Origin of the sequence: Colwellia maritima (genome assembly GCF_022669015.1) — a bacterium.
Taxonomy (GTDB): Bacteria; Pseudomonadota; Gammaproteobacteria; order Enterobacterales; family Alteromonadaceae; genus Colwellia; species Colwellia maritima.
Window position 1 is genome coordinate 1,023,951 of sequence record NZ_JAKKSL010000001.1, and the last position, 24,131, is coordinate 1,048,081.

General features: G+C 38.7%; 12 protein-coding genes, 1 tRNA gene and 7 pseudogenes. 15 read left to right on the top strand and 5 right to left on the bottom strand.

Going from position 1 to position 24,131, the window contains the following annotated elements; translation table 11 throughout:
• Positions 1-7 precede the first annotated feature (7 nt).
• From L3081_RS05105 to L3081_RS05175, 15 genes and pseudogenes are all read left to right on the top strand, one after another.
• Positions 8-84: transfer RNA gene (locus tag L3081_RS05105), tRNA-Trp, on the top strand.
• A gap of 70 nt (positions 85-154) precedes the next feature.
• Positions 155-538 (top strand): preprotein translocase subunit SecE, encoded by a 384-nt coding sequence (gene secE, locus L3081_RS05110; protein ID WP_242283950.1) that lies wholly within the window; start codon positions 155-157, stop codon positions 536-538.
• Positions 538-1,149, top strand: a complete 612-nt coding sequence (gene nusG, locus L3081_RS05115; RefSeq protein ID WP_242283952.1) for a transcription termination/antitermination protein NusG — start codon at positions 538-540, stop codon at positions 1,147-1,149. Before secE ends, nusG begins: the two co-directional genes overlap by 1 nt.
• A gap of 269 nt (positions 1,150-1,418) precedes the next feature.
• Positions 1,419-1,848 (top strand): annotated as a pseudogene (gene rplK / locus L3081_RS05120) (50S ribosomal protein L11).
• A gap of 3 nt (positions 1,849-1,851) precedes the next feature.
• A pseudogene (gene rplA / locus L3081_RS05125) lies at positions 1,852-2,552 on the top strand (50S ribosomal protein L1).
• Positions 2,553-2,910: 358 nt separating this feature from the next.
• Positions 2,911-3,404, top strand: a pseudogene (gene rplJ / locus L3081_RS05130) (50S ribosomal protein L10).
• 145 nt (positions 3,405-3,549) lie between these two features.
• Positions 3,550-3,915 carry a 50S ribosomal protein L7/L12 gene (gene rplL, locus L3081_RS05135; protein WP_242283954.1) on the top strand — a complete coding sequence of 122 codons (366 nt, stop codon included), beginning with the start codon at positions 3,550-3,552 and terminating at the stop codon, positions 3,913-3,915.
• A 259-nt stretch (positions 3,916-4,174) separates the two neighbouring features.
• A pseudogene (rpoB, locus tag L3081_RS05140) lies at positions 4,175-8,201 on the top strand (DNA-directed RNA polymerase subunit beta).
• A gap of 113 nt (positions 8,202-8,314) precedes the next feature.
• Entirely contained in the window at positions 8,315-12,520 is a 4,206-nt protein-coding gene (gene rpoC, locus L3081_RS05145; protein WP_242283956.1) for a DNA-directed RNA polymerase subunit beta', read from the top strand.
• A 309-nt stretch (positions 12,521-12,829) separates the two neighbouring features.
• A pseudogene (gene rpsL / locus L3081_RS05150) lies at positions 12,830-13,203 on the top strand (30S ribosomal protein S12).
• 125 nt (positions 13,204-13,328) lie between these two features.
• On the top strand, positions 13,329-13,799 hold the full coding sequence (gene rpsG / locus L3081_RS05155; RefSeq protein ID WP_242283957.1) for a 30S ribosomal protein S7: 471 nt from the start codon (positions 13,329-13,331) through the stop codon (positions 13,797-13,799).
• Positions 13,800-14,023: 224 nt separating this feature from the next.
• A complete protein-coding gene (gene fusA / locus L3081_RS05160; RefSeq protein WP_242283959.1) occupies positions 14,024-16,123 on the top strand; it encodes an elongation factor G in 2,100 nt (699 codons plus the stop codon).
• A 101-nt stretch (positions 16,124-16,224) separates the two neighbouring features.
• Complete coding sequence (tuf, locus tag L3081_RS05165; protein ID WP_242283961.1) at positions 16,225-17,406, top strand: elongation factor Tu; 1,182 nt, start codon at positions 16,225-16,227, stop codon at positions 17,404-17,406.
• Between the two features lie 223 nt (positions 17,407-17,629).
• Positions 17,630-18,606: pseudogene (gene epmA, locus L3081_RS05170) on the top strand (elongation factor P--(R)-beta-lysine ligase).
• Positions 18,607-18,734: 128 nt separating this feature from the next.
• Positions 18,735-19,115 (top strand): MerC domain-containing protein, encoded by a 381-nt coding sequence (locus L3081_RS05175; RefSeq protein WP_242283963.1) that lies wholly within the window; start codon positions 18,735-18,737, stop codon positions 19,113-19,115.
• A 49-nt stretch (positions 19,116-19,164) separates the two neighbouring features.
• Here the strand turns inward: L3081_RS05175 and glnG are convergent, their stop codons facing one another.
• The 5 genes and pseudogenes from glnG to glnA form a co-directional block, all read right to left on the bottom strand.
• Positions 19,165-20,565 (bottom strand): nitrogen regulation protein NR(I), encoded by a 1,401-nt coding sequence (gene glnG, locus L3081_RS05180; RefSeq protein ID WP_242283965.1) that lies wholly within the window; start codon positions 20,563-20,565, stop codon positions 19,165-19,167.
• Positions 20,566-20,697: 132 nt separating this feature from the next.
• A complete protein-coding gene (gene glnL / locus L3081_RS28000; protein WP_338027120.1) occupies positions 20,698-21,360 on the bottom strand; it encodes a nitrogen regulation protein NR(II) in 663 nt (220 codons plus the stop codon).
• Between the two features lie 38 nt (positions 21,361-21,398).
• The gene (locus L3081_RS28005) at positions 21,399-21,707 is read right to left on the bottom strand and encodes a hypothetical protein (RefSeq protein WP_338027121.1); all 309 of its coding nucleotides are present in this window, start codon (positions 21,705-21,707) and stop codon (positions 21,399-21,401) included.
• 110 nt (positions 21,708-21,817) lie between these two features.
• Positions 21,818-22,336, bottom strand: coding sequence for a DUF4124 domain-containing protein (locus L3081_RS05190; RefSeq protein WP_242283966.1), 519 nt, complete (start codon positions 22,334-22,336; stop codon positions 21,818-21,820).
• A 178-nt stretch (positions 22,337-22,514) separates the two neighbouring features.
• Positions 22,515-23,920: pseudogene (gene glnA, locus L3081_RS05195) on the bottom strand (glutamate--ammonia ligase).
• Positions 23,921-24,131 lie beyond the last annotated feature (211 nt).

The following is a 24,131-nucleotide window of genomic DNA, read 5'->3' on the forward strand; positions in this document are numbered from 1 at the left end:
GCATTGTAGGGGTGTAGTTCCAATTGGTAGAACAGCGGTCTCCAAAACCGATGGTTGGGAGTTCGAGTCTCTCCACCCCTGCCATTTTAATAAAAATTCGCGGGAATCGCATTTCCAGATAGTTTCAAATTTGACGATAATTACGGATAGAAATATGAATGCAAGTACAGAAGAACAACCAAGCAGTTCTTTAGATGGCTTAAAATGGGGCATTATTGTCTTATTATTAATTGCTGCTATTGGTGGGAATTATTATTATGATCAAGAATCAGTGTTATTACGCGCGGTTGGTGTTGTCGTTGCTGTAGGTATTGCCGGTTTAGTTGCTATGCAAACCTTTAAAGGGCGCTCAGCCGTTGCGTTTGCTAAAGAATCAAGAACTGAAGTTCGTAAAGTTGTTTGGCCAACACGTCAAGAAGCCATTCAAACTACAGGTATTGTTTTGGTGGTTACATTACTCATGTCATTACTACTTTGGGGATTAGATTCTGTTCTATTCTGGTTAGTCGGCTTAATTACAGGTATGAAGGTATTATAATGTCTGAAGATTTTATTGAAGATTCTGTTGAAGGTAATGAAAGCGAAGAACCACAAGCAGAAACCGTAATACAGAATCCAAAATTAAGATGGTATGTAGTGCAAGCGTTTTCAGGATATGAAGGTCGAGTGCAGAAAACATTACTTGAGCATATTGAAATTCAAGGTTTACAAGATAAATTTGGCGAAGTATTAGTGCCTACTGAAGAAGTAGTTGAAATGCGTGCCGGTCAAAAACGTAAAAGTTCACGAAAATTTTTCCCTGGATATGTTTTAGTTCAAATGGAAATGGATGAGCAGTCTTGGCATTTAGTTAAAAGTGTACCGAGAGTTTTAGGTTTTATTGGTGGTACGAGTGATCGTCCTGCACCTATTACACAAAAAGAAGCTGATCGTATACTACAACGTCTGATTGATACTGATAAACCTAAACCTAAAACATTATTTGAACCAGGCGAAGTTATTCGTGTTATTGACGGACCTTTTGCTGATTTCAATGGTGTTGTGGAAGAACTGGATTACGAGAAAAACCGTATTAAAGTATCCGTACTTATTTTTGGTCGTTCTACCCCTGTTGATCTAGAATTTGGTCAAGTCGAAAAAGGTAGCTAGGCACATCTGAAAGTAACAAGCACTTTTACTAAATAAAAAAACCAAAGTCCTCTTTGGTTTTTTTATGTCTTTTTTATAGGCAGTTTAAAAAATCACTTGAAACTGAGTGATTGATTAATATATAATCCGCTGCCGCGTTTTTTTAGCGCGGCCTAAATTTAATTTTATTTAAGTATCTTATAATAAAATATTTAGTAAACAGGGAAGCAAAAGCTGTAATAAATTTATAGTGATTAGCGTTAACTACCCATAATGAAGGTATTTTAAAAATGGCTAAAAAAGTCCAAGCTTTAATCAAGCTACAAGTAGCTGCCGGTGCAGCTAACCCGTCACCACCAGTTGGTCCAAAGACTTGGTCAGCACGGTGTTAACATTATGGAATTCTGTAAAGCGTTTAACGCGAAAACAGATTCTTTAGAAAAAGGCGCTCCGGTTCCAGTAGTAATTACTGTTTATAGTGACCGTTCGTTTACTTTCGAAACAAAAACTCCACCTGCTGCTTATTTATTATTAAAAGCTGCCGGTGTAAAAAGCGGTTCTGGTCGTCCTAACACAGAAAAAGTTGGAACTGTAACTACAGCTCAACTTGAAGAAATTGTTAAGACTAAAGAATCTGATTTAACTGCCGGTTCTATGGAAGCTGCAGTGCGTACCATTGCGGGCAGTGCTCGTTCAATGGGTTTAGTGGTAGAGGACTAATCAATGGCTAAATTATCAAAACGCGCTCGTCTTATCCGTGAAAAAGTAGACGTAACGAAAGAATATGATATTAACGAAGCAGTTTCTTTATTAAAAGAATTTGCGACAGCAAAATTTCGTGAAAGCGTAGATGTTGCTGTAAATCTTGGTATTGATGCTCGTAAATCAGATCAAAACGTACGTGGCGCAGCTGTATTACCAAATGGTACTGGCCGTGATGTTCGTGTTGCTGTATTTACACAAGGTGCAAACGCAGAAAAAGCTAAAGAAGCCGGTGCTGATGTTGTAGGCATGGAAGATTTAGCTGAATTAGTTAAGAAAGGCGAAATGAACTTTGATGTTGTAATCGCTTCTCCTGACGCAATGCGTGTTGTTGGCCAATTAGGTCAAATATTAGGCCCACGTGGTTTAATGCCAAACCCTAAAGTTGGTACTGTAACACCTGACGTAGCCGGCGCTGTTAAAAACGCTAAATCTGGTCAAGTTCGTTACCGCAATGATAAAAACGGTATCATCCATACTACTATTGGTAAGGCTGATTTCGAATCTGAACAATTGCAAGCTAACTTAGAGTTTTTGCTAGAAGCGCTTAAAAAAGCAAAACCAAAGCAAACGCGAAAGGTCAGTATATTAAGAAAGTTTCACTTTCTACTACTATGGGTGCCGGCGTTGCCGTTAACCAAGCTAGTTTAACTGTAGCTTAATAGTATAAAAGTAAAGTTTATTTTTTTGAACTTTACAAGGGCGAAATTATAACCTATAATTTCGCCCCTTAAATTTTGGTAGGAGTCGAGTTGTTTTTGTCTTATGGCAAATACAGCATGACCCCCGTCCAAGACCGTAGGTGTAGAGAATCATTAGTGGTGCAGGTTATCTTTTCGAAGCTTGTAATTAATTCTTTCTACTAATTTTATTTTACTTAATTTCCTACGTAGATGGTGATTACCCAGATATTTTTCCTTAAATTCTGGTCCTCGCCGTAATGGCCTAACGACTAGATTACTAGGCGTTAGGGATTGTAAATACCGGTATTTTTCCGGTTTGAACCAGGAGTTAAAGCCAATGGCTATCAATCTTGATGACAAAAAAGCAATTGTTGCTGAAGTTCAAGAAGCTGCCGCGGCGCTCAATCAGCTGTTATCGCGGATGCCCGTGGTGTAACAGTTGAAGCAATTACTGTATTGCGTAAGCAAGCACGTGAGAATGGCGTATGGATGAAAGTTGTCCGTAACACATTAGCACGTCGTGCAGTAGCAGGTACGGATTTTGAATGTGTTAATGATACATTTGTAGGTCCTACACTAATTGCATTTTCAAACGAACATCCAGGTGCCGCAGCACGCTTATTCACTGATTTCGCTAAAACTAACGAAAAATTTGAATTAAAAGCAGCAGCATTTGAAGGTAATTTAGTCGATGTAAATATGTTAGCGAAGCTACCTACTTACGACGAAGCGATTGCCCGTTTAATGAGCGCTATGAAAGAAGCATCTGCCGGCAAATTATGTCGTACGATTGCTGCAGTTCGCGATCAGAAAGAACAAGAAGCTGCTTAATAGTTTTTCTTATTCTAAGAAATCTATTTTGGCTAGTATTAACCTTAATATCAGTCAAGCTTATTGTATTTAATAGTTATTCAAACAGTACTTATGACTTCAAAATGAAGCAAAGGCTGTTTCTTAAAAAACAGGAAATTTTATAATGTCTATCTCTAAAGACGATATCCTAAACGCTATTGCTGAAATGTCAGTAATGGACGTTGTTGCACTAATCGAAGCAATGGAAGAAAAATTTGGCGTATCAGCTGCTGCAGCTGTTGCTGTTGCCGGTGGTGACGGTGCTTCTGCTGAAGAACAAACTGAATTTGATGTTGTTCTAACTAGCTTCGGTGAGAAGAAAGTTGCAGTAATTAAAGCTGTTCGTGGCGCTACAGGTTTAGGCCTTAAAGAAGCTAAAGAGTTAGTTGAAGCTGCTCCTAAAGCAATCAAAGAAGGCGTAGAAAAAGCTGAAGCTGAAGAGCTTAAGAAAACTCTTGAAGAAGTCGGTGCTTCTGTTGAGATCAAATAGTCTGTTATTAAACAGATTGTTTGCCTGAAAAGGCATGGCCGGTGATTTTAACGTCACCGGCCTTTTTGCGCTTTTTACTGTTATAAAACAAATGCTGATTTTTTAACAAAAACAGGGCAGTATGTATTATTGTAAAAGTGTTAGGTGATTCTTGTAATCATCTAGTAATGTTTAGACGTAAACATTATCTAAATAACCTGTCTATGTAAGTTTTACTTACTAGACAGATTTGGCCATAACAAGCAAGCTGAGGAACCCCATGGCTTACTCATACTTTGAGAAAAAGCGAATTAGAAAGGACTTTGGTAAAAGTGCACAAGTAATGGAATATCCATTCTTGTTGTCCATTCAACTCGATTCTTTCCGCAAGTTTATTGATATTGATCCCACAGGTGAAACCGGTCTAGAGGCTGCTTTCCGTTCTATTTTCCCAATAAAAGCTTATTCAGGTAGCTCAGAATTACAATATGTAAGCTATCGTTTAGGTGAACCGTTATTTGATGTGAAAGAATGTCAAATACGTGGTGTAACTTATTCTGCACCGCTACGCGTTAAATTGCGCTTAGTGGTCTACGATAAAGAAGCTCCGGCAGGTACTGTAAAAGATATCAAAGAACAAGAAGTGTACATGGGTGAAATCCCGTTGATGACAGATAACGGTACTTTTGTAATTAATGGTACAGAACGTGTTATCGTTTCACAATTACATCGTTCACCAGGTGTTTTCTTTGATCACGATAAAGGTAAAACGCATTCATCTGGTAAAGTGTTATATAACGCACGTGTTATTCCTTACCGTGGTTCATGGTTAGACTTTGAATTTGATCCAAAAGATAACTTATTTGTGCGTATTGATAGACGTCGTAAACTACCTGCGTCAATTATGTTACGTGCATTAGAATATTCAACTGAAGAAATATTAGATATTTTCTATGATACAACGAATTTTGCCATTAAAGGCGATAAGTTGGTTATGGATCTTATCCCAGATCGTCTTCGTGGTGAAACAGCTACTTTTGATATTTCGATTGAAAAAGGTGAAGTATTAGTTGAATCTGGTCGTCGTATTACGGCTCGTCATATTAATGCGCTAAACAAAGCTAAAATTGATTCATTAGAAGTACCTGCTGAATATATTGTTGGTAAGGTTTTATCTAAAGCTTATATCGACAAATCGACAGGTGAAGTTATTGCTGAAGCGAATGCTGAGTTAACTTTAGAATTATTAGCCGAGTTAAGCCAAGTCGGTCATAAATCAATATCTACCTTATATATGAACGAATTTGATGTTGGTTCGTATATGTCTGATACGTTACGCGTTGATAGCTCAACTAACCGCTTAGAAGCACTTGTTGAGATTTACCGCATGATGCGCCCAGGCGAGCCACCGACAAAAGATGCCGCTGAAACATTGTTCAATAACTTGTTTTTTGCTTCAGAACGTTATGACTTATCAACCGTTGGTCGTATGAAGTTCAATCGTCGCGTAGGCAATGCTGATGATATTGGCTCTGGTATTTTATCGCAAGATGATATTATCTCTGTTATGAAAACCTTAATCGATATACGTGATGGTAAAGGTGAAGTTGATGATATTGATCATCTAGGTAACCGTCGTATTCGCTCCGTAGGTGAAATGGCTGAAAACCAATTTCGCGTAGGTCTTGTACGTGTTGAACGTGCAGTACGTGAACGTTTAAGTCTTGGTGACTTAGATGCGATCATGCCTCAAGATCTAATTAACGCAAAACCAATTTCTGCGGCAGTGAAAGAATTCTTTGGTTCATCACAATTGTCACAATTTATGGATCAAAACAACCCGTTATCAGAAGTAACGCACAAACGTCGTATTTCTGCCTTAGGGCCGGGTGGCTTAACACGTGAACGTCTTGGTTTTGAAGTGCGAGATGTACATCCGACGCATTACGGTCGTGTATGTCCAATTGAAACGCCAGAAGGACCAAACATTGGTTTGATCAACTCGCTTTCTTGTTACGCACGTACTAATGATTTTGGTTTCTTAGAAACACCATATCGTAAAGTAGTAGACGGTGTGGTAAGTAACGATATTGATTATTTATCAGCGATTGAAGAAGGTAACTTTGTTATCGCTCAAGCGAATGCTGTACGTGATGCTAACGATACACTGACTGAAGATTTAGTTAACTGTCGCCATAAAAATGAATTTACATTAAAAGGTCCGGCTGAAGTTCAATATATGGATGTTTCTCCACAACAAATTATTTCAGTTGCGGCGTCACTTATCCCATTTCTTGAACACGATGATGCTAACCGTGCTTTGATGGGGTCGAACATGCAACGTCAAGCAGTACCTACACTTATCGTAGATAAGCCGTTAGTTGGTACTGGTATGGAAAAAGTTGTTGCTGTTGATTCTGGTGTTACAGCGGTTGCTAAACGTGGTGGTGTGGTAAGTTATGTTGATGCTTCACGTATCGTAGTTAGAGTAAATGAAAATGAAATGCGTCTTGGTGAAGCAGGTATTGATATTTATAATTTAACTAAATATACACGTTCAAACCAAAATACATGTATTAACCAACGTCCAGTATGTCGTATGGGAGAGCCAGTAGTTCGTGGTGATGTATTAGCTGATGGTCCATCAACTGATATGGGTGAATTAGCGCTTGGTCAAAACATGCGTATTGCTTTCATGCCTTGGAATGGTTACAACTTTGAAGATTCAATGTTGTTATCTGAACGGGTTGCGATTGAAGATCGTTTTACTACGATTCATATTCAAGAGCTAACATGTATTGCACGTGATACTAAGTTAGGTAGTGAAGAAATTACTGCTGATATTCCTAATGTTGGTGAATCAGCGTTATCTAAATTAGATGAAGCGGGTGTTGTTTACATCGGTGCTGAAGTTAATGGTGGTGACATTTTAGTGGGTAAAGTTACTCCTAAAGGTGAAACACAATTAACACCTGAAGAAAAACTGTTACGTGCAATTTTTGGTGAAAAAGCAGCTGATGTAAAAGACAGCTCTTTACGTGTACCAAACTCTGTAAAAGGTACTATCATTGATGTACAGATCTTCACTCGTGACGGTGTTGAGAAAGATGCTCGAGCTGTAGAAATTGAAGAAATGCAGCTTAAAGAAGTTAAGAAAGATCTTGGCGATGAATTAAGTATCTTAGAAGACGGAATCTATGCACGTACCAAGAAGTTACTACTATCTCCGGCTTAAATGAGTCTGACTTAACGTCTATGTCTCGTGATAAGTGGTTAACACAAAACTTATCAAACGAAGATCAGCAAGCAGAATTAGAACAAATAGCTGAGCAATACGACAATATTAAAGAAGACTTCGATAAGAAGTATGAAATTAAACGTCGTAAGATAACGCAAGGCGATGACCTACAACCAGGCGTGTTAAAAATAGTTAAAGTTTACTTAGCTGTTAAACGTCGTATACAGCCAGGTGATAAAATGGGCGGTCGTCATGGTAACAAAGGTGTTATTTCAAACGTAGTACCTGTTGAAGACATGCCATACGATGAACATGGTGTACCGGTAGATGTTGTGTTGAACCCGTTAGGTGTTCCATCACGTATGAACATAGGGCAAATCTTAGAAACTCACCTAGGTATGGCATGTCGCGGTATTGGTGAAAAGATTAACCGTATGTTAGAAGCGCAACAAGAAATTCATAAACTACGTAATTTCATTCAAGAAGTTTACAATGTTGGTGAATCGCGTCAAGTTGTCGATGTAGCAAGTTTCTCTGATGAGGAAGTGTTACGTTTAGCGGTAACTTACGTCTTGGTTTGCCAATAGCGACACCTGCGTTTGATGGTGCGGCTGAAAAAGAAATCAAAGAGTTATTTAAACTTGCAGAAATGCCAGAAAGTGGACAGTTCACGTTAACAGATGGTCGTACTGGCCGTGAATTTGAACGTCCAGTAACGGTTGGTTACATGTATATGTTAAAACTAAACCATTTAGTTGATGATAAAATGCATGCACGTTCTACCGGTTCATATAGCTTGGTTACACAGCAACCTCTTGGTGGTAAAGCACAATTTGGTGGTCAGCGTTTTGGTGAGATGGAAGTATGGGCATTAGAAGCTTATGGCGCAGCTTATACCCTACAAGAAATGCTTACCGTGAAATCTGATGATGTCGGCGGTCGTACTAAGATGTATAAAAACTTAGTTGACGGTGATCATCGAATGGATCCAGGAATTCCTGAGTCATTCAATGTATTACTTAAAGAAATTCGATCTTTAGGCATTAACATCGAATTAGACCAAGACTAGGTTCTAAGCAATGAGTCGCTGAACACTGATGATTTGAAATATCAGTGAAGCAGTAAGCGAAGAAGGTAGATATTTACCTTCTTCTATAGATTTAACTCCGACAGGAGAAGAGTGTGAAAGATTTACTTAAGTTTCTTAAGCAACAAAATCAAACAGAAGACTTTGATGGCATTCGCATCGGTCTAGCGTCGCCAGACTTGGTACGTTCGTGGTCATTTGGTGAAGTTAAAAAGCCTGAAACCATCAACTATCGTACCTTTAAGCCAGAGCGTGACGGTTTATTTTGTGCACGTATATTTGGCCCTGTAAAAGACTATGAATGTCTTTGTGGTAAATACAAACGCTTAAAGCATCGCGGTGTTATCTGTGAGAAATGTGGCGTAGAAGTGACCTTAACTAAAGTTCGTCGTGAACGTATGGGTCACATTGAATTAGCAAGTCCCGTTGCTCATATCTGGTTCTTGAAATCATTACCATCGCGTATTGGTTTATTACTTGATATGACATTGCGTGATATTGAACGCGTGCTTTATTTTGAATCTTATGTTGTAACTGAACCAGGTATGACAACATTAGAGAAAAGCCAAATTCTAACAGAAGAAGAATATCTTGATGCGTTAGAAGAACACGGTGATGAATTTGACGCCCTAATGGGTGCTGAAGCTGTTTTAGCTTTACTACAACAAATTGATTTAGATGGCGAAGTAGCGCAAATGCGTGAAGAATTGCCTGAAATCGGTAGTGAAACAAAACGTAAAAAAATCACTAAGCGTTTAAAATTGATGGAAGCATTTGCTGCTTCAGGCAACAAGCCTGAGTGGATGATTATGAATGTTCTACCAATTTTACCACCAGATTTGCGTCCATTGGTACCACTTGATGGAGGTCGTTTTGCAACGTCAGATCTTAACGATTTATATCGTCGTGTTATTAACCGTAACAACCGTTTAAAACGTCTTCTAGACTTGGTTGCTCCAGACATTATCGTACGTAATGAAAAACGTATGTTACAAGAGTCTGTTGATGCACTATTAGATAATGGTCGTCGTGGTCGCGCTATTACGGGTTCTAACAAACGTCCTCTTAAATCACTTGCCGATATGATTAAAGGTAAGCAAGGTCGTTTCCGTCAAAACTTACTTGGTAAGCGTGTAGATTATTCAGGTCGTTCTGTAATTACGGTTGGCCCTACATTGAAACTTCATCAATGTGGTTTGCCAAAGAAAATGGCGCTAGAATTGTTCAAACCATTTATTTACGGTGTATTAGAGCGTCGTGGTTTAGCTACAACAATCAAAGCGGCAAAAAAATTAGTTGAGCGTGAAGGCTCGGAAGTTTGGGATGTACTCGATGAAGTTATCCGCGAACATCCTGTAATGCTTAACCGTGCACCAACATTGCATAGATTAGGTATCCAAGCGTTCGAACCTGTGTTGATTGAAGGTAAAGCAATTCACCTTCATCCATTAGTTTGTGCGGCATACAACGCCGATTTCGATGGTGACCAAATGGCGGTACATGTACCACTAACTATCGAAGCACAAATGGAAGCACGTACGTTGATGATGTCAACGAATAACGTTTTAGCACCGGCTAACGGTGAACCAATCATCGTACCATCACAAGATGTTGTATTAGGTCTTTATTATCTAACACGCGATCGTGTCAATGGCCTAGGTGAAGGCATGGTATTTGTGGACACTAAAGAAGCTGAAAAAGCTTACCGTACTGGTGTTGCTGAACTTCATGCCCGAGTTAAAATTCGCATCACAGAATATGTTAAAACGGCTGATGGTGAATATGAAGCGAAAACTAGTTTACGTAATACAACGGTAGGGCGTGCTATTTTATGGCAGGTTTGTCCAAAAGGCTTACCTTTTGACGTTATTGATCAACCTCTCGCGAAAAAAGCGATATCAAAATTGATCAACCATGCTTATCGTACGTTAGGTTTAAAAGATACCGTTATCTTTGCTGATCACATTATGTATACAGGTTTTCATTATGCAATGATTGGTGCTTCTGTTGGTATTGATGACATGGTTATCCCTGATGCTAAGTACACTATCATCGAAGATTCTGAAGCTGAAGTTGCTGAAATTCAAGCACAGTTTGACCAAGGTCTTGTAACTGCGGGTGAAAAATACAACAAAGTTATTGATATTTGGTCGTCTGCGAACGAAAAAGTATCTAAAGCGATGATGGATAACTTATCAAAAGAGCAAGTTTTAAACCGCGATGGCGTAATGGAAGAGCAAGATTCATTTAACTCTATCTTTATGATGGCCGACTCGGGTGCTCGTGGTAGTGCTGCACAGATTCGTCAATTAGCAGGTATGCGTGGTTTGATGGCTAAACCAGATGGGTCAATCATCGAAACACCAATCAAAGCTAACTTCCGTGAAGGTTTGAATGTATCTGAATACTTCATCTCAACGCATGGTGCGCGTAAAGGTTTGGCCGATACTGCTCTTAAAACAGCTAACTCGGGTTACTTAACTCGTCGTTTAGTTGATGTTGCGCAAGATTTGGTAGTTACCGAGCATGATTGTGGAACTGAAGACGGGTTATTAATGACACCACTGATTGAAGGTGGTGATGTTGTAGAGCCGTTACGTGAGCGTGTACTTGGTCGTGTAGTTTGTGAAGATGTATATATCCCAGGTACAGAAGAAGTATTACTTCCTCGTAATACGTTAATTGATGAAGCTCTTTGTGATGTGATTGAAGAAAATTCAGTTGATCATATCAAAGTACGTTCAATTATCACCTGTAAAACGGATTTCGGTATTTGTGCAAACTGTTATGGTCGTGATTTGGCTCGTGGCCATATGATCAACCAAGGTGAAGCAATTGGTGTAGTTGCTGCACAATCAATTGGTGAACCGGGTACTCAGCTTACTATGCGTACGTTCCATATTGGTGGGGCTGCATCTCGTGCCTCTGCTGAAAATAGCGTACAAGTGAACAACACGGGTATACTTAAATTACAGAATGCTAAGTTTGTTACAAACTCAGACAAACATATTGTTATTACCTCGCGTTCATCTGAATTGACGGTTATTGATGATATGGGTCGAGTCACTGAAAACTACAAAGTGCCTTATGGTGCAGTACTTTCTAAAAATGACGGTGAAACGGTAACCGGTGATACGATCGCCAACTGGGATCCGCATACGCATCCAATCATTACCGAAGTAAAAGGTAAAGTACAATTTGTTGACTTGATTGATGGCGTGACTATGGTTCGCCAAACTGATGAGCTTACTGGTCTATCAAGCATTGTTATTACTGAAGCTGCTCAGCGTAGCGCTAGTGGTAAAGAAATGCGTCCGGCGTTGAAGTTAGTTGGTCCTAAAGGACAAGATGTAATGATTGCGGGTACAGAAATCCCGGCACTTTATTACTTACCAGGTAATGCAATAGTAAACCTTGAAGATGGTGCCGATGTAAGTGTAGGTGATGCACTAGCACGTATACCACAAGCAAGTTCTAAAACTCGCGATATTACTGGTGGTCTTCCTCGTGTTGCTGATTTGTTTGAAGCGCGTAAGCCTAAACTACCTGCTATTTTAGCAGAGAAAACAGGTGTTATCGGTTTCGGTAAAGAAACGAAAGGTAAAGTACGTTTACTTATCACTCAACCGAGCGGCGATGTATATGAAGAGATGATTCCTAAAACACGTCAATTAAACGTATTTGAAGGTGAACAAGTGGCTAAAGGTGAAGTTATTGCCGATGGTCCTGAGTCTCCGCATGACATCCTACGTTTACGTGGTGTTGCACCAGTAGCAAACTATATCGTGAACGAAGTACAAGAAGTTTACCGTTTACAGGGTGTTAAGATTAACGATAAGCATATTGAAGTTATCGTACGTCAAATGATCCGTAAATGTGAAATACTTGATCTTGGCGATAGTGACTTCCTAAAAGGTGAACAAGTTGAAGTAGCACGTGTTAATATTGCTAATCGTGATCTTGAAGCACAAGGTAAAGTACTGACTGAATACGAAATGCAAATGATGGGTATTACTAAAGCCTCTTTAGCTACCGAATCATTCATTTCTGCAGCATCTTTCCAAGAAACAACACGTGTACTTACTGAAGCGGCTGTTGCAGGTAAAAAAGATGGTTTACGTGGCTTGAAAGAAAACGTTATTGTTGGGCGTTTGATTCCTGTTGGTACAGGTTATGCTTATCATCAAGAACGTGCTAAAGCTAAAGCTGCTTTTGATGCTCACGAAGATACAACCGTGTCTGCAGATGAAGCTGAACAGGCGTTAGCTGATGCATTGAGTGCAGACTTAGGCTCAGAATAAGCTTATGGGTAATATACTTTAAACGAGGTATTACTTAGATAACTTAAAAAACCGTACGTGAAAGCGTACGGTTTTTTTGTTTTAGCGCCGCACACATATGAGCATACAGACTGACCAGAAAAGACTTTAACCATTGGATATTAGTTATTACTTGACAGTTAGCTCATTGACCTATAGAATTTCGCGACCTTATATTCCGTGCTCAGTAGGCACAGTATCTAAAGGTAAGATTTTCACGTTTATAAGCGGGTAATTTGACAAACTTAGTCAATTTAGATTATCCAATGTTTTTACTGATCAGGAGCTATAATGGCAACTATTAATCAACTAGTACGTAAACCACGTGTTAGACAGGTAACTAAAAGTAACGTTCGGCGTTACAAGCCTGTCCACAACGTCGTGGCGTATGTACTCGTGTATATACAACTACACCTAAAAAACCTAACTCAGCACTACGTAAAGTTGCGCGTGTTCGTTTAACTAACGGCTACGAAGTAACTTCATATATTGGTGGTGAAGGTCATAACTTACAAGAGCATAGCGTGATCTTAATCCGTGGTGGTCGTGTTAAAGATTTACCAGGTGTGCGTTATCACACCGTACGTGGCGCACTAGATTGTTCTGGTGTAAGCGACAGAAGACAAGGCCGTTCTAAATACGGTGCTAAACGACCTAAATCTTAAGTTTCCATCTTTACCCCTTTCTAAATAGAAAGCGATGGTAAAAGATAAAAACGTTAAGTAAGGCCAAATGAAAAATTTTAAATTTATATATTTTGGATTAATCCTGAATACTACGGAGAATTAAGATGCCAAGAAGACGCGTCGTAGGGCAACGTAAAATATTGCCAGATCCTAAGTTCCATAATGAACTTTTAGCAAAATTCATCAACATCCTTATGGTTGATGGTAAAAAATCTACTGCAGAAAAAATCGTTTACGGTGCATTAGACATTTTAACTGAAAAAAAGACTGAGAAAACTCATTTAGAGATGTTCGAAGAAGCGTTAGATAACATCCGTCCACAAGTCGAAGTTAAATCTCGTCGTGTTGGTGGTTCTACTTATCAAGTTCCAGTTGAAGTTCGTCCAGTGCGTCGTAATGCACTAGCCATGCGTTGGTTAGTTGAAGCAGCTCGTAAACGTGGTGAAAAATCAATGGCTCAGCGCCTAGCTAACGAAATGTTAGATGCGTCTGACAGCAAAGGTTCAGCGGTTAAAAAACGTGAAGACGTTCACCGTATGGCTGAAGCTAACAAAGCATTCGCTCACTACCGGTAATCTCACGGTAATGTTTGAATGTAATGCTTACTTTAAGAGCTTATCTTTAAGTAAGTTCATGGCTAGCAAGAGTTTATCTTGCTAGCCATACTTGTTTTTAAAATATGTGTTTTTATCGCAGTTAACTTAATAAAATAATTATTAATTGAATGTTTCGTTAAGTTAATTATAAAACCTATTGATATAATTCTAGGTTAAATTAGAGAGCATAAGAGGAATTTAAATTGGCCCGTATCACCCCTATAGAGCGCTATCGTAATATTGGTATTTGTGCGCATGTAGATGCAGGTAAAACTACAACCACAGAACGTGTACTTTTTTATACTGGCCTTTCTCATAAGATTGGTGAAGTACATGATGGTGCTGCAACCATGGATTGGATGGAGCAAGAGCAAGAGCGAGGAATTACGATAACCTCGGCTGCCACCACATGTTTCTGGAGAGGTATGGAAGGGCAATTTGACGATCATCGTATCAATATCATTGATACGCCAGGTCATGTTGATTTTACCATTGAAGTAGAACGCTCACTAAGAGTCCTTGATGGTGCTGTATTGGTGTTATGTGCGTCCTCAGGGGTTCAGCCGCAAACAGAAACTGTTTGGCGTCAAATGGAAAAATACGCGGTACCAAGGCTTGTTTTTGTAAATAAAATGGATCGCTCAGGCGCGAACTTTTTATCAGTAGTTGAACAATTACAAACCCGATTAGGAGCAAATGCAGTACCGATTCATTTAGCAATTGGTGCTGAAGAAGAATTTAAAGGTGTTGTCGACTTAGTTAAAATGAAGGCGATAAATTGGTCAGAAGCAGATCAAGGGATGACCTTTACTTACGAAGATATTCCGGCTGATATGATTGATCTTGCCCAAGAATGGCGTGAGCATCTAGAGTCAGAAGCGGCAGAAGCCACTGAAGAGTTAATGGATAAGTACCTTGAAGAAGGTGAATTAACTGAAGAAGAAATAAAGTTAGGGCTACGTAAACGTACTTTAGCTAATGAAATTATTTTATGTAGCTGTGGCAGTGCCTTCAAAAATAAAGGTGTACAAGCTGTACTCGATGCAGTGATTGAGTATTTGCCTTCTCCAATTGAAGTTGCTGCGATAACTGGTATCAATGACGATAAAGATGAAACTATTGGTTCTCGCCCTGCAGATGATAACGAACCTTTTGCCGCGCTTGCGTTTAAAATAGCAACTGACCCTTTTGTTGGCACCTTAACTTTCTTCCGTGTTTATTCCGGGGTGGTTAAAACGGGTGATAGTGTATATAACCCAGTTAAAGGCAAAAAAGAACGTTTTGGTCGTATTGTGCAAATGCATGCAAATGATAGACAAGAGATTAAAGAAGTTCGTGCGGGAGATATTGCAGCTGCAATTGGTTTAAAAGATGTAACCACGGGCGATACCCTTTGTGATGGTAATCATGTTATTACACTTGAACGAATGGAGTTCCCTGAACCAGTAATTTCAGTGGCTGTAGAGCCAAGAACGTTAGCAGCCCAAGAAAAAATGGGTATTGCTTTAGGAAAACTAGCTGCAGAAGATCCATCGTTTAGAGTCCATACGGATGACGAGACGGGACAAACAATTATCTCAGGAATGGGCGAGTTACACTTAGATATTTTGGTTGAACGCATGAAACGTGAATTTGGCGTGGAATGTAATGTTGGTAACCCACAAGTGTCTTACCGTGAAACAATTCGTAAAAGCGTTGAAGTTGAAGGTAAGTTCGTACGTCAATCTGGTGGTAAAGGTCAATACGGCCATGTTTGGCTTAAAATGGAGCCTTTAGAAGAAGGCGCAGGGTTTGAATTTGTTAACGAAACTGTTGGCGGTTCAGTTCCCAAAGAATATATACCCGCAGTAGAGAAAGGTTGCAAAGAGCAAATGGAAAGCGGTGTTTTAGGCGGATTTCCATTATTAGACATAAAAGTCACGCTTTTTGATGGTTCCTTTCATGATGTCGACTCAAATGAGATGGCATTTAAAGTCGCTGCTTCAATTGGTTTTAAAAATGGTGCGCTACAAGCAAATCCTGTAATATTAGAGCCAATGATGAAAGTCGAAGTGTCTACACCTGAAACCAATATGGGAGATGTTGTAGGAGACTTAAACCGTCGACGCGGTATTATTGACGGTATGGACGAAGGTCCGGCAGGTTTAAAAATTGTAAATGCATTGGTACCCTTAGCCGAAATGTTCGGTTATGCTACCGACTTGCGTAGTGCTACTCAAGGTCGTGCATCTTACTCTATGGAGTTTCAGCAATATAATGAAGCTCCAAAATTGGTAGCACAAAAAATTATGGAAACTCGTTAGAGCTCCATTGATTTATTCATAGGCAAGATTTACAACAAGCAAGGTCGCTTTGACTGCGCTTTTATTATTTATAGCAAAATAAACTTTAAGGTAATTGAAAAATGGCTAAAGCAAAATTTGAACGTAATAAACCACATGTAAACGTTGGTACTATCGGACACGTTGATCACGGTAAAACAACTTTAACAGCCGCTATCTCTGCGGTATTAACAAAAGTTCACGGTGGTGAAGTTAAAGATTTCGCACAAATCGATAATGCACCAGAAGAGCGTGAACGTGGTATTACAATCAATACATCTCACATTGAATACGATACAGAAACACGTCACTACGCACACGTAGATTGTCCAGGCCATGCTGATTATATCAAAAATATGATTACTGGTGCTGCACAAATGGATGGTGCTATCTTAGTAGTTGCTGCTACAGATGGTCCTATGCCACAAACACGCGAGCACATCTTATTATCACGTCAAGTTGGTGTACCTTACATCATCGTTTTCATGAACAAATGTGACATGGTAGATGACGAAGAATTATTAGAATTAGTAGAAATGGAAGTTCGTGAACTTCTATCTGAATATGACTTCCCAGGTGATGATTTACCAGTAATTCAAGGTTCAGCTTTGGGTGCACTTCAAGGCGAAGAGAAGTGGGAAGCTAAAATAATAGAACTTGCTGACCAATTAGATACCTACATTCCAGAGCCAGAGCGTGCAATCGACGGAGCATTCATCATGCCAATCGAAGATGTATTCTCAATTTCAGGTCGTGGTACCGTAGTAACTGGACGTGTTGAACGTGGTATCATCAAAGTTGGTGAAGAAGTAGAAGTTGTAGGTATCCGTGATACACAAAAATCAACTTGTACAGGTGTAGAAATGTTCCGTAAGCTTCTTGACGAAGGTCGTCTTGGCGAGAACTGTGGTGTACTTTTACGTGGTCTTAAGCGTGAAGATGTTGAACGTGGTCAAGTATTATGTAAGCCTGGTTCAATTTCACCTCATACAAAATTTGAATCAGAAGTATACGTACTTTCTAAAGATGAAGGTGGCCGTCATACACCATTCTTTAAAGGCTACCGTCCACAGTTTTATTTCCGTACAACGGATATCACTGGTTCAGTAGAGCTTCCAGAAGGTGTTGAAATGGTAATGCCTGGTGACAACTTGAAATTTGTTGTTGAGCTAATCAACCCAGTAGCGATGGATGAAGGTTTACGCTTCGCAATCCGTGAAGGTGGTCGTACTGTAGGCGGTGTTGTTTCATCAATCATCGCTTAATTGAAGGTTTATTTGCAGCTACCCTTGCGTTAACTGCGTTGTGGATACTCATTGACTAGCGTCAACGCCGTGTCCATGCCTTGTTATCCCATCGGTTATCAAGCAAAATAAAACTCAAATACGTTAAATGAAAAGGTCGCTTCTGCGGCCTTTTTTGTTTCAATTTGACTTAACCGTGACTAGTTAGTCGCGTCAATCACAATATATTTATGAAGGGCTAATTATGTCTTGGCAACCAACACTTACTTGGAAAGATGCGCAAAAACGTGCGAAAATCCTACAAAAAATAAGACATTTTTTTGCCGACCGTGATGTTGTTGAAGTTGAAACACCCGCTTTATCGCTTGGAACTATTACCGATGTATATATAGACGCATTATCATGTCGTTATGACTTTTTACGTACCAGTACCAAGAACGAAGCAACAAATTTATATTTACAAACGTCACCTGAATTTCATATGAAGCGCTTATTAGCGTCGGGTTATGGCAGTATTTTTCAAATCTGCAAAGCATTTAGACATGAAGAGGTTGGGCGTTTTCATAATCCAGAATTTACGATCCGGAGTGGTATAGAATTGGTTTTGATCATTTTGAGTTAATGACTGAAGTAGGTGCTTTACTAAGGGACGTTTTGCATTGTGAATCACCGGTTTCTCATACTTATCAGGATGTTTTTATTGCACATGTTAGTTTAGACCCGTTAACGGCGACAAAAGAAGAATTATTAGCACTGATAGAACAAAGAGGTAAGCTAAGTGACTGGCTCCTAGCTGTAGATGATAATGATATTTTATTACAGTTTATTTTCAGTGAGTTAATAGAGTCTAATATCGGCAATAACGCACCTTGTTTTATATATAACTTTCCAAAATCTCAAGCATCACTTGCTAAGTTGTGTTTAGCCGATGAGAGGGTTGCGCAACGATTTGAATGCTATTATCAAGGAATTGAATTGGCAAACGGCTTCAATGAATTAACAGATAGTAAAGAACAAGAAAAACGTTTTCAAATAGATAATGAGAAAAGGTGTGCTTCACATTTGAAAGAAAAACCCATTGATAAAAATTTTATTTCAGCATTAGCCTCTGGTATACCTCAATGTGCAGGCGTTGCCTTAGGCATTGATCGATTGGTAATGTTAGCACTAAAAAAGCATCATATTCAGGAGGTTATTAGTTTTACTGTAGAAAGTTCATAAAAGCTATGATTTTTTTCAGTTTATTAATGTTATAATGTATCAATTGTGATATTATTACACACCGAGATTATTTAAATTATTTTGTTAGTTTAAATAGCAGTTATAAAACAATTTTGTGTTGGAATATTATGTTAGACAGAATAGGCATTACAGCAACTTCATTGTGTGCATTACACTGCATACTATTGCCTGTTCTTATCCCTATTTTACCTTTGATGGGTTTAAGCTTTCTAGCTGATCACACGTGGGAACATGTTTTTTTACTGATGACGGCAGCCTTAGGAACGATGGCGCTTTTTTCAGGTTTTAAACGTTATCATAAACGTCTATACCCCTTTTATTTACTCTACCTAGGTGTTGCACTCTATTGGATAAAACATGACTTTTCAGAATCAGTAGAAGTCTATTTTATTATTGGTGGCGCTAGCCTAATCATTGCGGCGCATTTTATCAATATTAAATTATGTAATAGCTGTAAACCATGTGATGAAGAAAGCTGTAGTGCTTAATAAGCACCATCAATAATCACTCTACTTAATCGATTGTTAATCAACTTAGTTATAAATTCAGTTCTTTTAATTTCCGGGTAAGTGTGTTTCGCCCCCATCCTAGTTTTTTTGCTGCATCTTGTTTATGCCCCTGAGTAAACAGTAATGCGCGTTCTAACATCACTTTCTCAAATTCTGGCATTGCTGTATCCAAAATAGCATCAGAGCCTTGAGCTAATTCTTGATCCATCCAGTCGCTTAGCGCTGTTTGCCATGATGATATTTCTGTGTTTGTTTTTGTGCTCGTTTCCGTCAGTTCACTAGGTAAATCTTCTAATAATATTTCCTGACCACTTGCCATAACAGTTAAGAATCGGCAAATATTTTCAAGTTGGCGAACATTACCAGGCCATTGAAATTGTTGTAAGAAATTAGCCGCTTTTTTACTGATAGTTTTAGACTCAACACTTAACTCATTTGCAGCTTGTTTTAAGAAGTGTTGACTAAGTTGAGGTATATCTTCTTTTCTTTCACGTAAACTAGGCAAATGGATACGAATTACATTCAGACGATGAAATAAATCTTCCCTAAACTCATTACTATTGACTCTATCTTCTAAGTTTTGGTGCGTTGCAGCGATGATGCGGACATCGACTTGTACCGGCGAATGTCCCCCTACGCGGTAGAATTGTCCGTCTGACAAAACACGTAATAATCTTGTTTGTATTTCTAACGGCATATCACCTATTTCATCTAAAAATAAAGTCCCGCCATGTGCTTGTTCAAAGCGTCCTTGACGTACTGAGTTTGCGCCTGTGAACGCACCTTTTTCGTGACCAAATAATTCAGATTCAATTAGATCTTTAGGTATTGCTGCCATATTAAGTGGGATAAAGGGACATTTAGATCTCGGACTATGTGAGTGTAATGCATGTGCTACTAATTCTTTGCCTGTGCCTGATTCACCATTGATTAAAACGCTAATACTCGAACGTGATAAACGGCCGATTGCGCGAAATACTTCTTGCATTGCCGGCGCTTCACCAATAAGTCCTGAAGCAAGTGGTGCATTCTCGGTTTTTTGATTTTTTACATTCTGTTCTCGTGCGTGGGTTAAGGCACGTTTAGTCAGTGTAACGGCTTCATCCATATCAAAAGGTTTTGGTAAGTATTCAAATGCACCACCTTGGTATGCATTTACTGCACTGTCTAAATCTGAGTGCGCAGTCATAATGATAACGGGAATATTTGGATGTTCTTTACTTATCGCATTTAGTAGACTCATTCCGTCAATATCAGGCATTCGAATATCAGATATAATCACTTCAGGTTGATCGTGATCTAGTGCAATGAGTAAATTACTGGCACTTTCAAATGAGGCACTGCTAATATTCGCTTTGGTAAAGGCTTTTTCTAATACCCATCGAATTGAACTATCGTCATCTACTATCCATACTTGTTCAGTGATCATTGTATTTTCTCTCGGGTTAATATTCTATGCTCGTTTATCATGGAACCAGACTTCAACTTCTTTAACTATGTTAAAGGTAAAAGTATTATAAATTCAGTATGTCCAGGGCGACTATGACAGGCTAATTTACCATTATCTTTGGTTTATTAAGGTTTGTGAGATAGACAAACCTAAACCTGTACCATTTGTTCGTCCGGAGACCATGGGATAAAATAAGGTATCTTGAATTTCAACAGGAATACCGGGACCGTCGTCAATAATACTAATTTTTACAGCGAGCTTAACTTGTTTTCCATTAATGGTTTTATTGCTAGCAATGCGTGTTTTTAATGTTATTTTGTTATTAGCTGATATTGCTTGGATGGCATTGTTAACTATATTTAATACCGCCTGTTGTATTTTTTCTTGATCGCATTTTATTGCAGGAATTGAGGGGTCATAATCTCGTTTCAATTCTATCGTTTGTTCATGCGAAAAATTAACAACCTGACAAACTTTTTCTAATACTGAATGTATATTGTGGCTTTCAATTTGAGGTAATTGGTTTGGCCCTAACAGTCTGTCAACTAAATTTGTCAGTCTATCGGCTTGTTCAATAATCATCTCTGTGTATTCTTGTTGCTCTTCATCAAGTTCTTTATTTAAGAGTTGTGCTGCACCGCGAAGCCCGCCAAGTGGATTTTTTATTTCGTGAGCTAAACCTTTAATTAAATCCCGGGCTGCAATCCATTGCTGTTGCTGAAATACTTCTAAGCTAATCTGTTTTTGTTGGTCTATTTGTTTAAATTCGATCAATACATGTGGCTCGTGGTTGAACTCCACTGCTGAGGCTGTCACCTCTGCGGTAAATCGATGATTTTCACCCTTGGCTCTATTTCAATTTCACTATCAGTCAGTTCTTGTCCAGTGTTAAGTAATAGTTCTAATCGAGGGCGTGTTATTGATGTGTTAGCAAAAATTAAATCGTAAGAGCAGCCATATAATTTATTCAAACTTTTAATCAGTAATGCTTCTGCTGCAGGGTTTACATAACAAATTGTTAATTTATGATCAAGTATCAGCACAGCCGTGACTAGCTGATTAGCAAGGGTTTGCTGATAATTAAACTTAAGCTGTTGAATTTCTTTTCTTGTATGCAACATAAAGCCTCATATTCACACTAATATCGCACCAATATAGTGCGTTAAGTTTAGTATATTCTAGAAAGGTTTTATTTGCAGTGTTCAATGCTGCACTTTAGTGCTAATTTTTACTAATTTACAGAAGATCGATGCATATAAAACGTTACAGGTGTAGATAATGCAATAACCTTGCCTTGTTCGTTAAATATTTTCATTTTTATTTGGTGTTCGCCACGATCAACATTTCGAAGTGAAAAACGCGCGTCATTTTGGGGTTTTTGATAGGGTTTGCCATCTAATATTAGTTGAATTTTTAATCCACGTTTAAAAATTGGTGTAATAATACCACTCACAAAAACTGCGCCTGTGTTATCACGAATAGTAGCATTTTGTTCTGGGTAATTAATCGCCACTTGATATTCTTCAATAATTTCTTTTGTGTGAATATCGAGTACTTGTGTTTCTAATGTTGTTGATGACTTGATTATATTACCAGGCTTCGTTATGACTTCTTCTGCGCCCGGTTTGGGGGTGTCAGAGTAAACTAACTCTCCATTTTCATTACGCCACACATAGATTTTAGCTGTACCTGCGTTCACGGGAATCGCGAACGATAAGGTTAATAGCATTAGTAAAATAAATTTAATCATAATCAATTATTTATATCCAATTCCTTCAGATATATCCAAATACTCTACAATGTGAACATAGGTATTTATAATCTATACAAAAATGTGTCGATTTACCACAGAAAAGTAATTTTCTTTTATTTTAATGTATAGGCATAAAAAAACTCACCGAAGTGAGTTTTTTTAAGAACTAGTGTAATTATACGCTGTAGTATAATTCAAACTCTAATGGGTGTGTTGTCATGTTAACGCGTTGTGACTCTTCGCGTTTGATTGCAATGTAAGCATCAATCATGTCTTTGTCCATAACTCCACCTTGAAGTAAGAACTCATAATCAGCTTCTAAATTATCAAGGGCATCATCCAATGAAGTAGCTACTTGTGGAATAGCTGCAGCTTCTTCTCTTGGTAAATCATATAAATCTTTATCCATAGCATCGCCAGGGTGTATTTTATTTTGAATACCGTCAAGGCCGCCCATCAATAATGCCGAAAAGGCTAAATATGGGTTTGCTCTGCCGGATCAGGGAAACGAGCTTCAATACGCATTGCTTTTGGTGATGGCACAATTGGAATACGGATAGATGCTGAACGGTTACGAGCCGAATAAGCAAGCATTACCGGTGCTTCAAAATGAGGTACTAAACGTTTATAAGAGTTAGTCGGGTTTGTGAAGGCATTTAATGCTTTAGCATGCTTGATAATACCACCAATATAGTACAGCGCCATTTCAGATAAACCGCCGTACTTATCACCGGCAAATAAGTTAACACCATCTTTGGCAAGTGATTGATGAACATGCATACCTGAGCCATTATCACCTACTAATGGTTTAGGCATAAACGTTGCTGTTTTGCCATAAGCATGGGCTACGTTATGTACTACATATTTGTATGTTTGTACTTCATCAGCTTTTAAAACCATAGTGTTAAAACGACAAGCTATTTCGTTTTGACCTGCTGTTGCTACTTCATGGTGATGTGCTTCAACTACTAGACCCATGTCTTCCATTACTAAACACATGGCTGAGCGGATATCTTGTGAGGAATCAACCGGAGAGGTAGGGAAATAACCACCTTTTACGCCAGGACGGTGACCCATATTGCCTTCTTCGTATTCAGTACCTGAATTCCAAGCAGCTTCTTTATCATCAATTTTATAGAACGAACCGCTCATTTCTGTGCTAAAACGTACGTCATCAAACAAGAAAAACTCTGGTTCTGGACCAATTAATACTGTATCGGCAAGACCTGTACCGCGCATATACTCTTCAGCGCGTTTTGCTACTGAACGAGGATCACGGCTATAACCTTGCATTGTACTTGGTTCTAAAATATCACAACGAATAATTAGTGTAGACGCTTCAGAGAAAGGGTCTAATACAGCAGAATCTGCAACCGGCATCATAACCATGTCAGATTCATTAATACCTTTCCAACCTTGGATAGATGAACCATCAAACATTTTACCATCTTCAAAGAAATCTTCATTCACTTGATGATGAGGAATAGATACGTGTTGCTCTTTACCTTTTGAGTCGGTAAAACGAAGATCAATAAACTTGACATCGTGTTCTTTTATTAAATCAAATACTGCTTGTGACATTTTTTGTCTCTCCAGTGAGGTTAGTTTTATTCTTTTGGTATAAACCAATTCTTGTATTTATCTAAGCTATTATTGTGCCAACAATGAAAGTGTTTATAAACAACAACTTAATTAATAATATAAAATCGTAAGGCACTGCTTTGGTGCGTCAATGGATCTTTTTGGTGCGCACCGACTTAAGCCTTAAGTTAAACCTTAAATAATCTGCAAA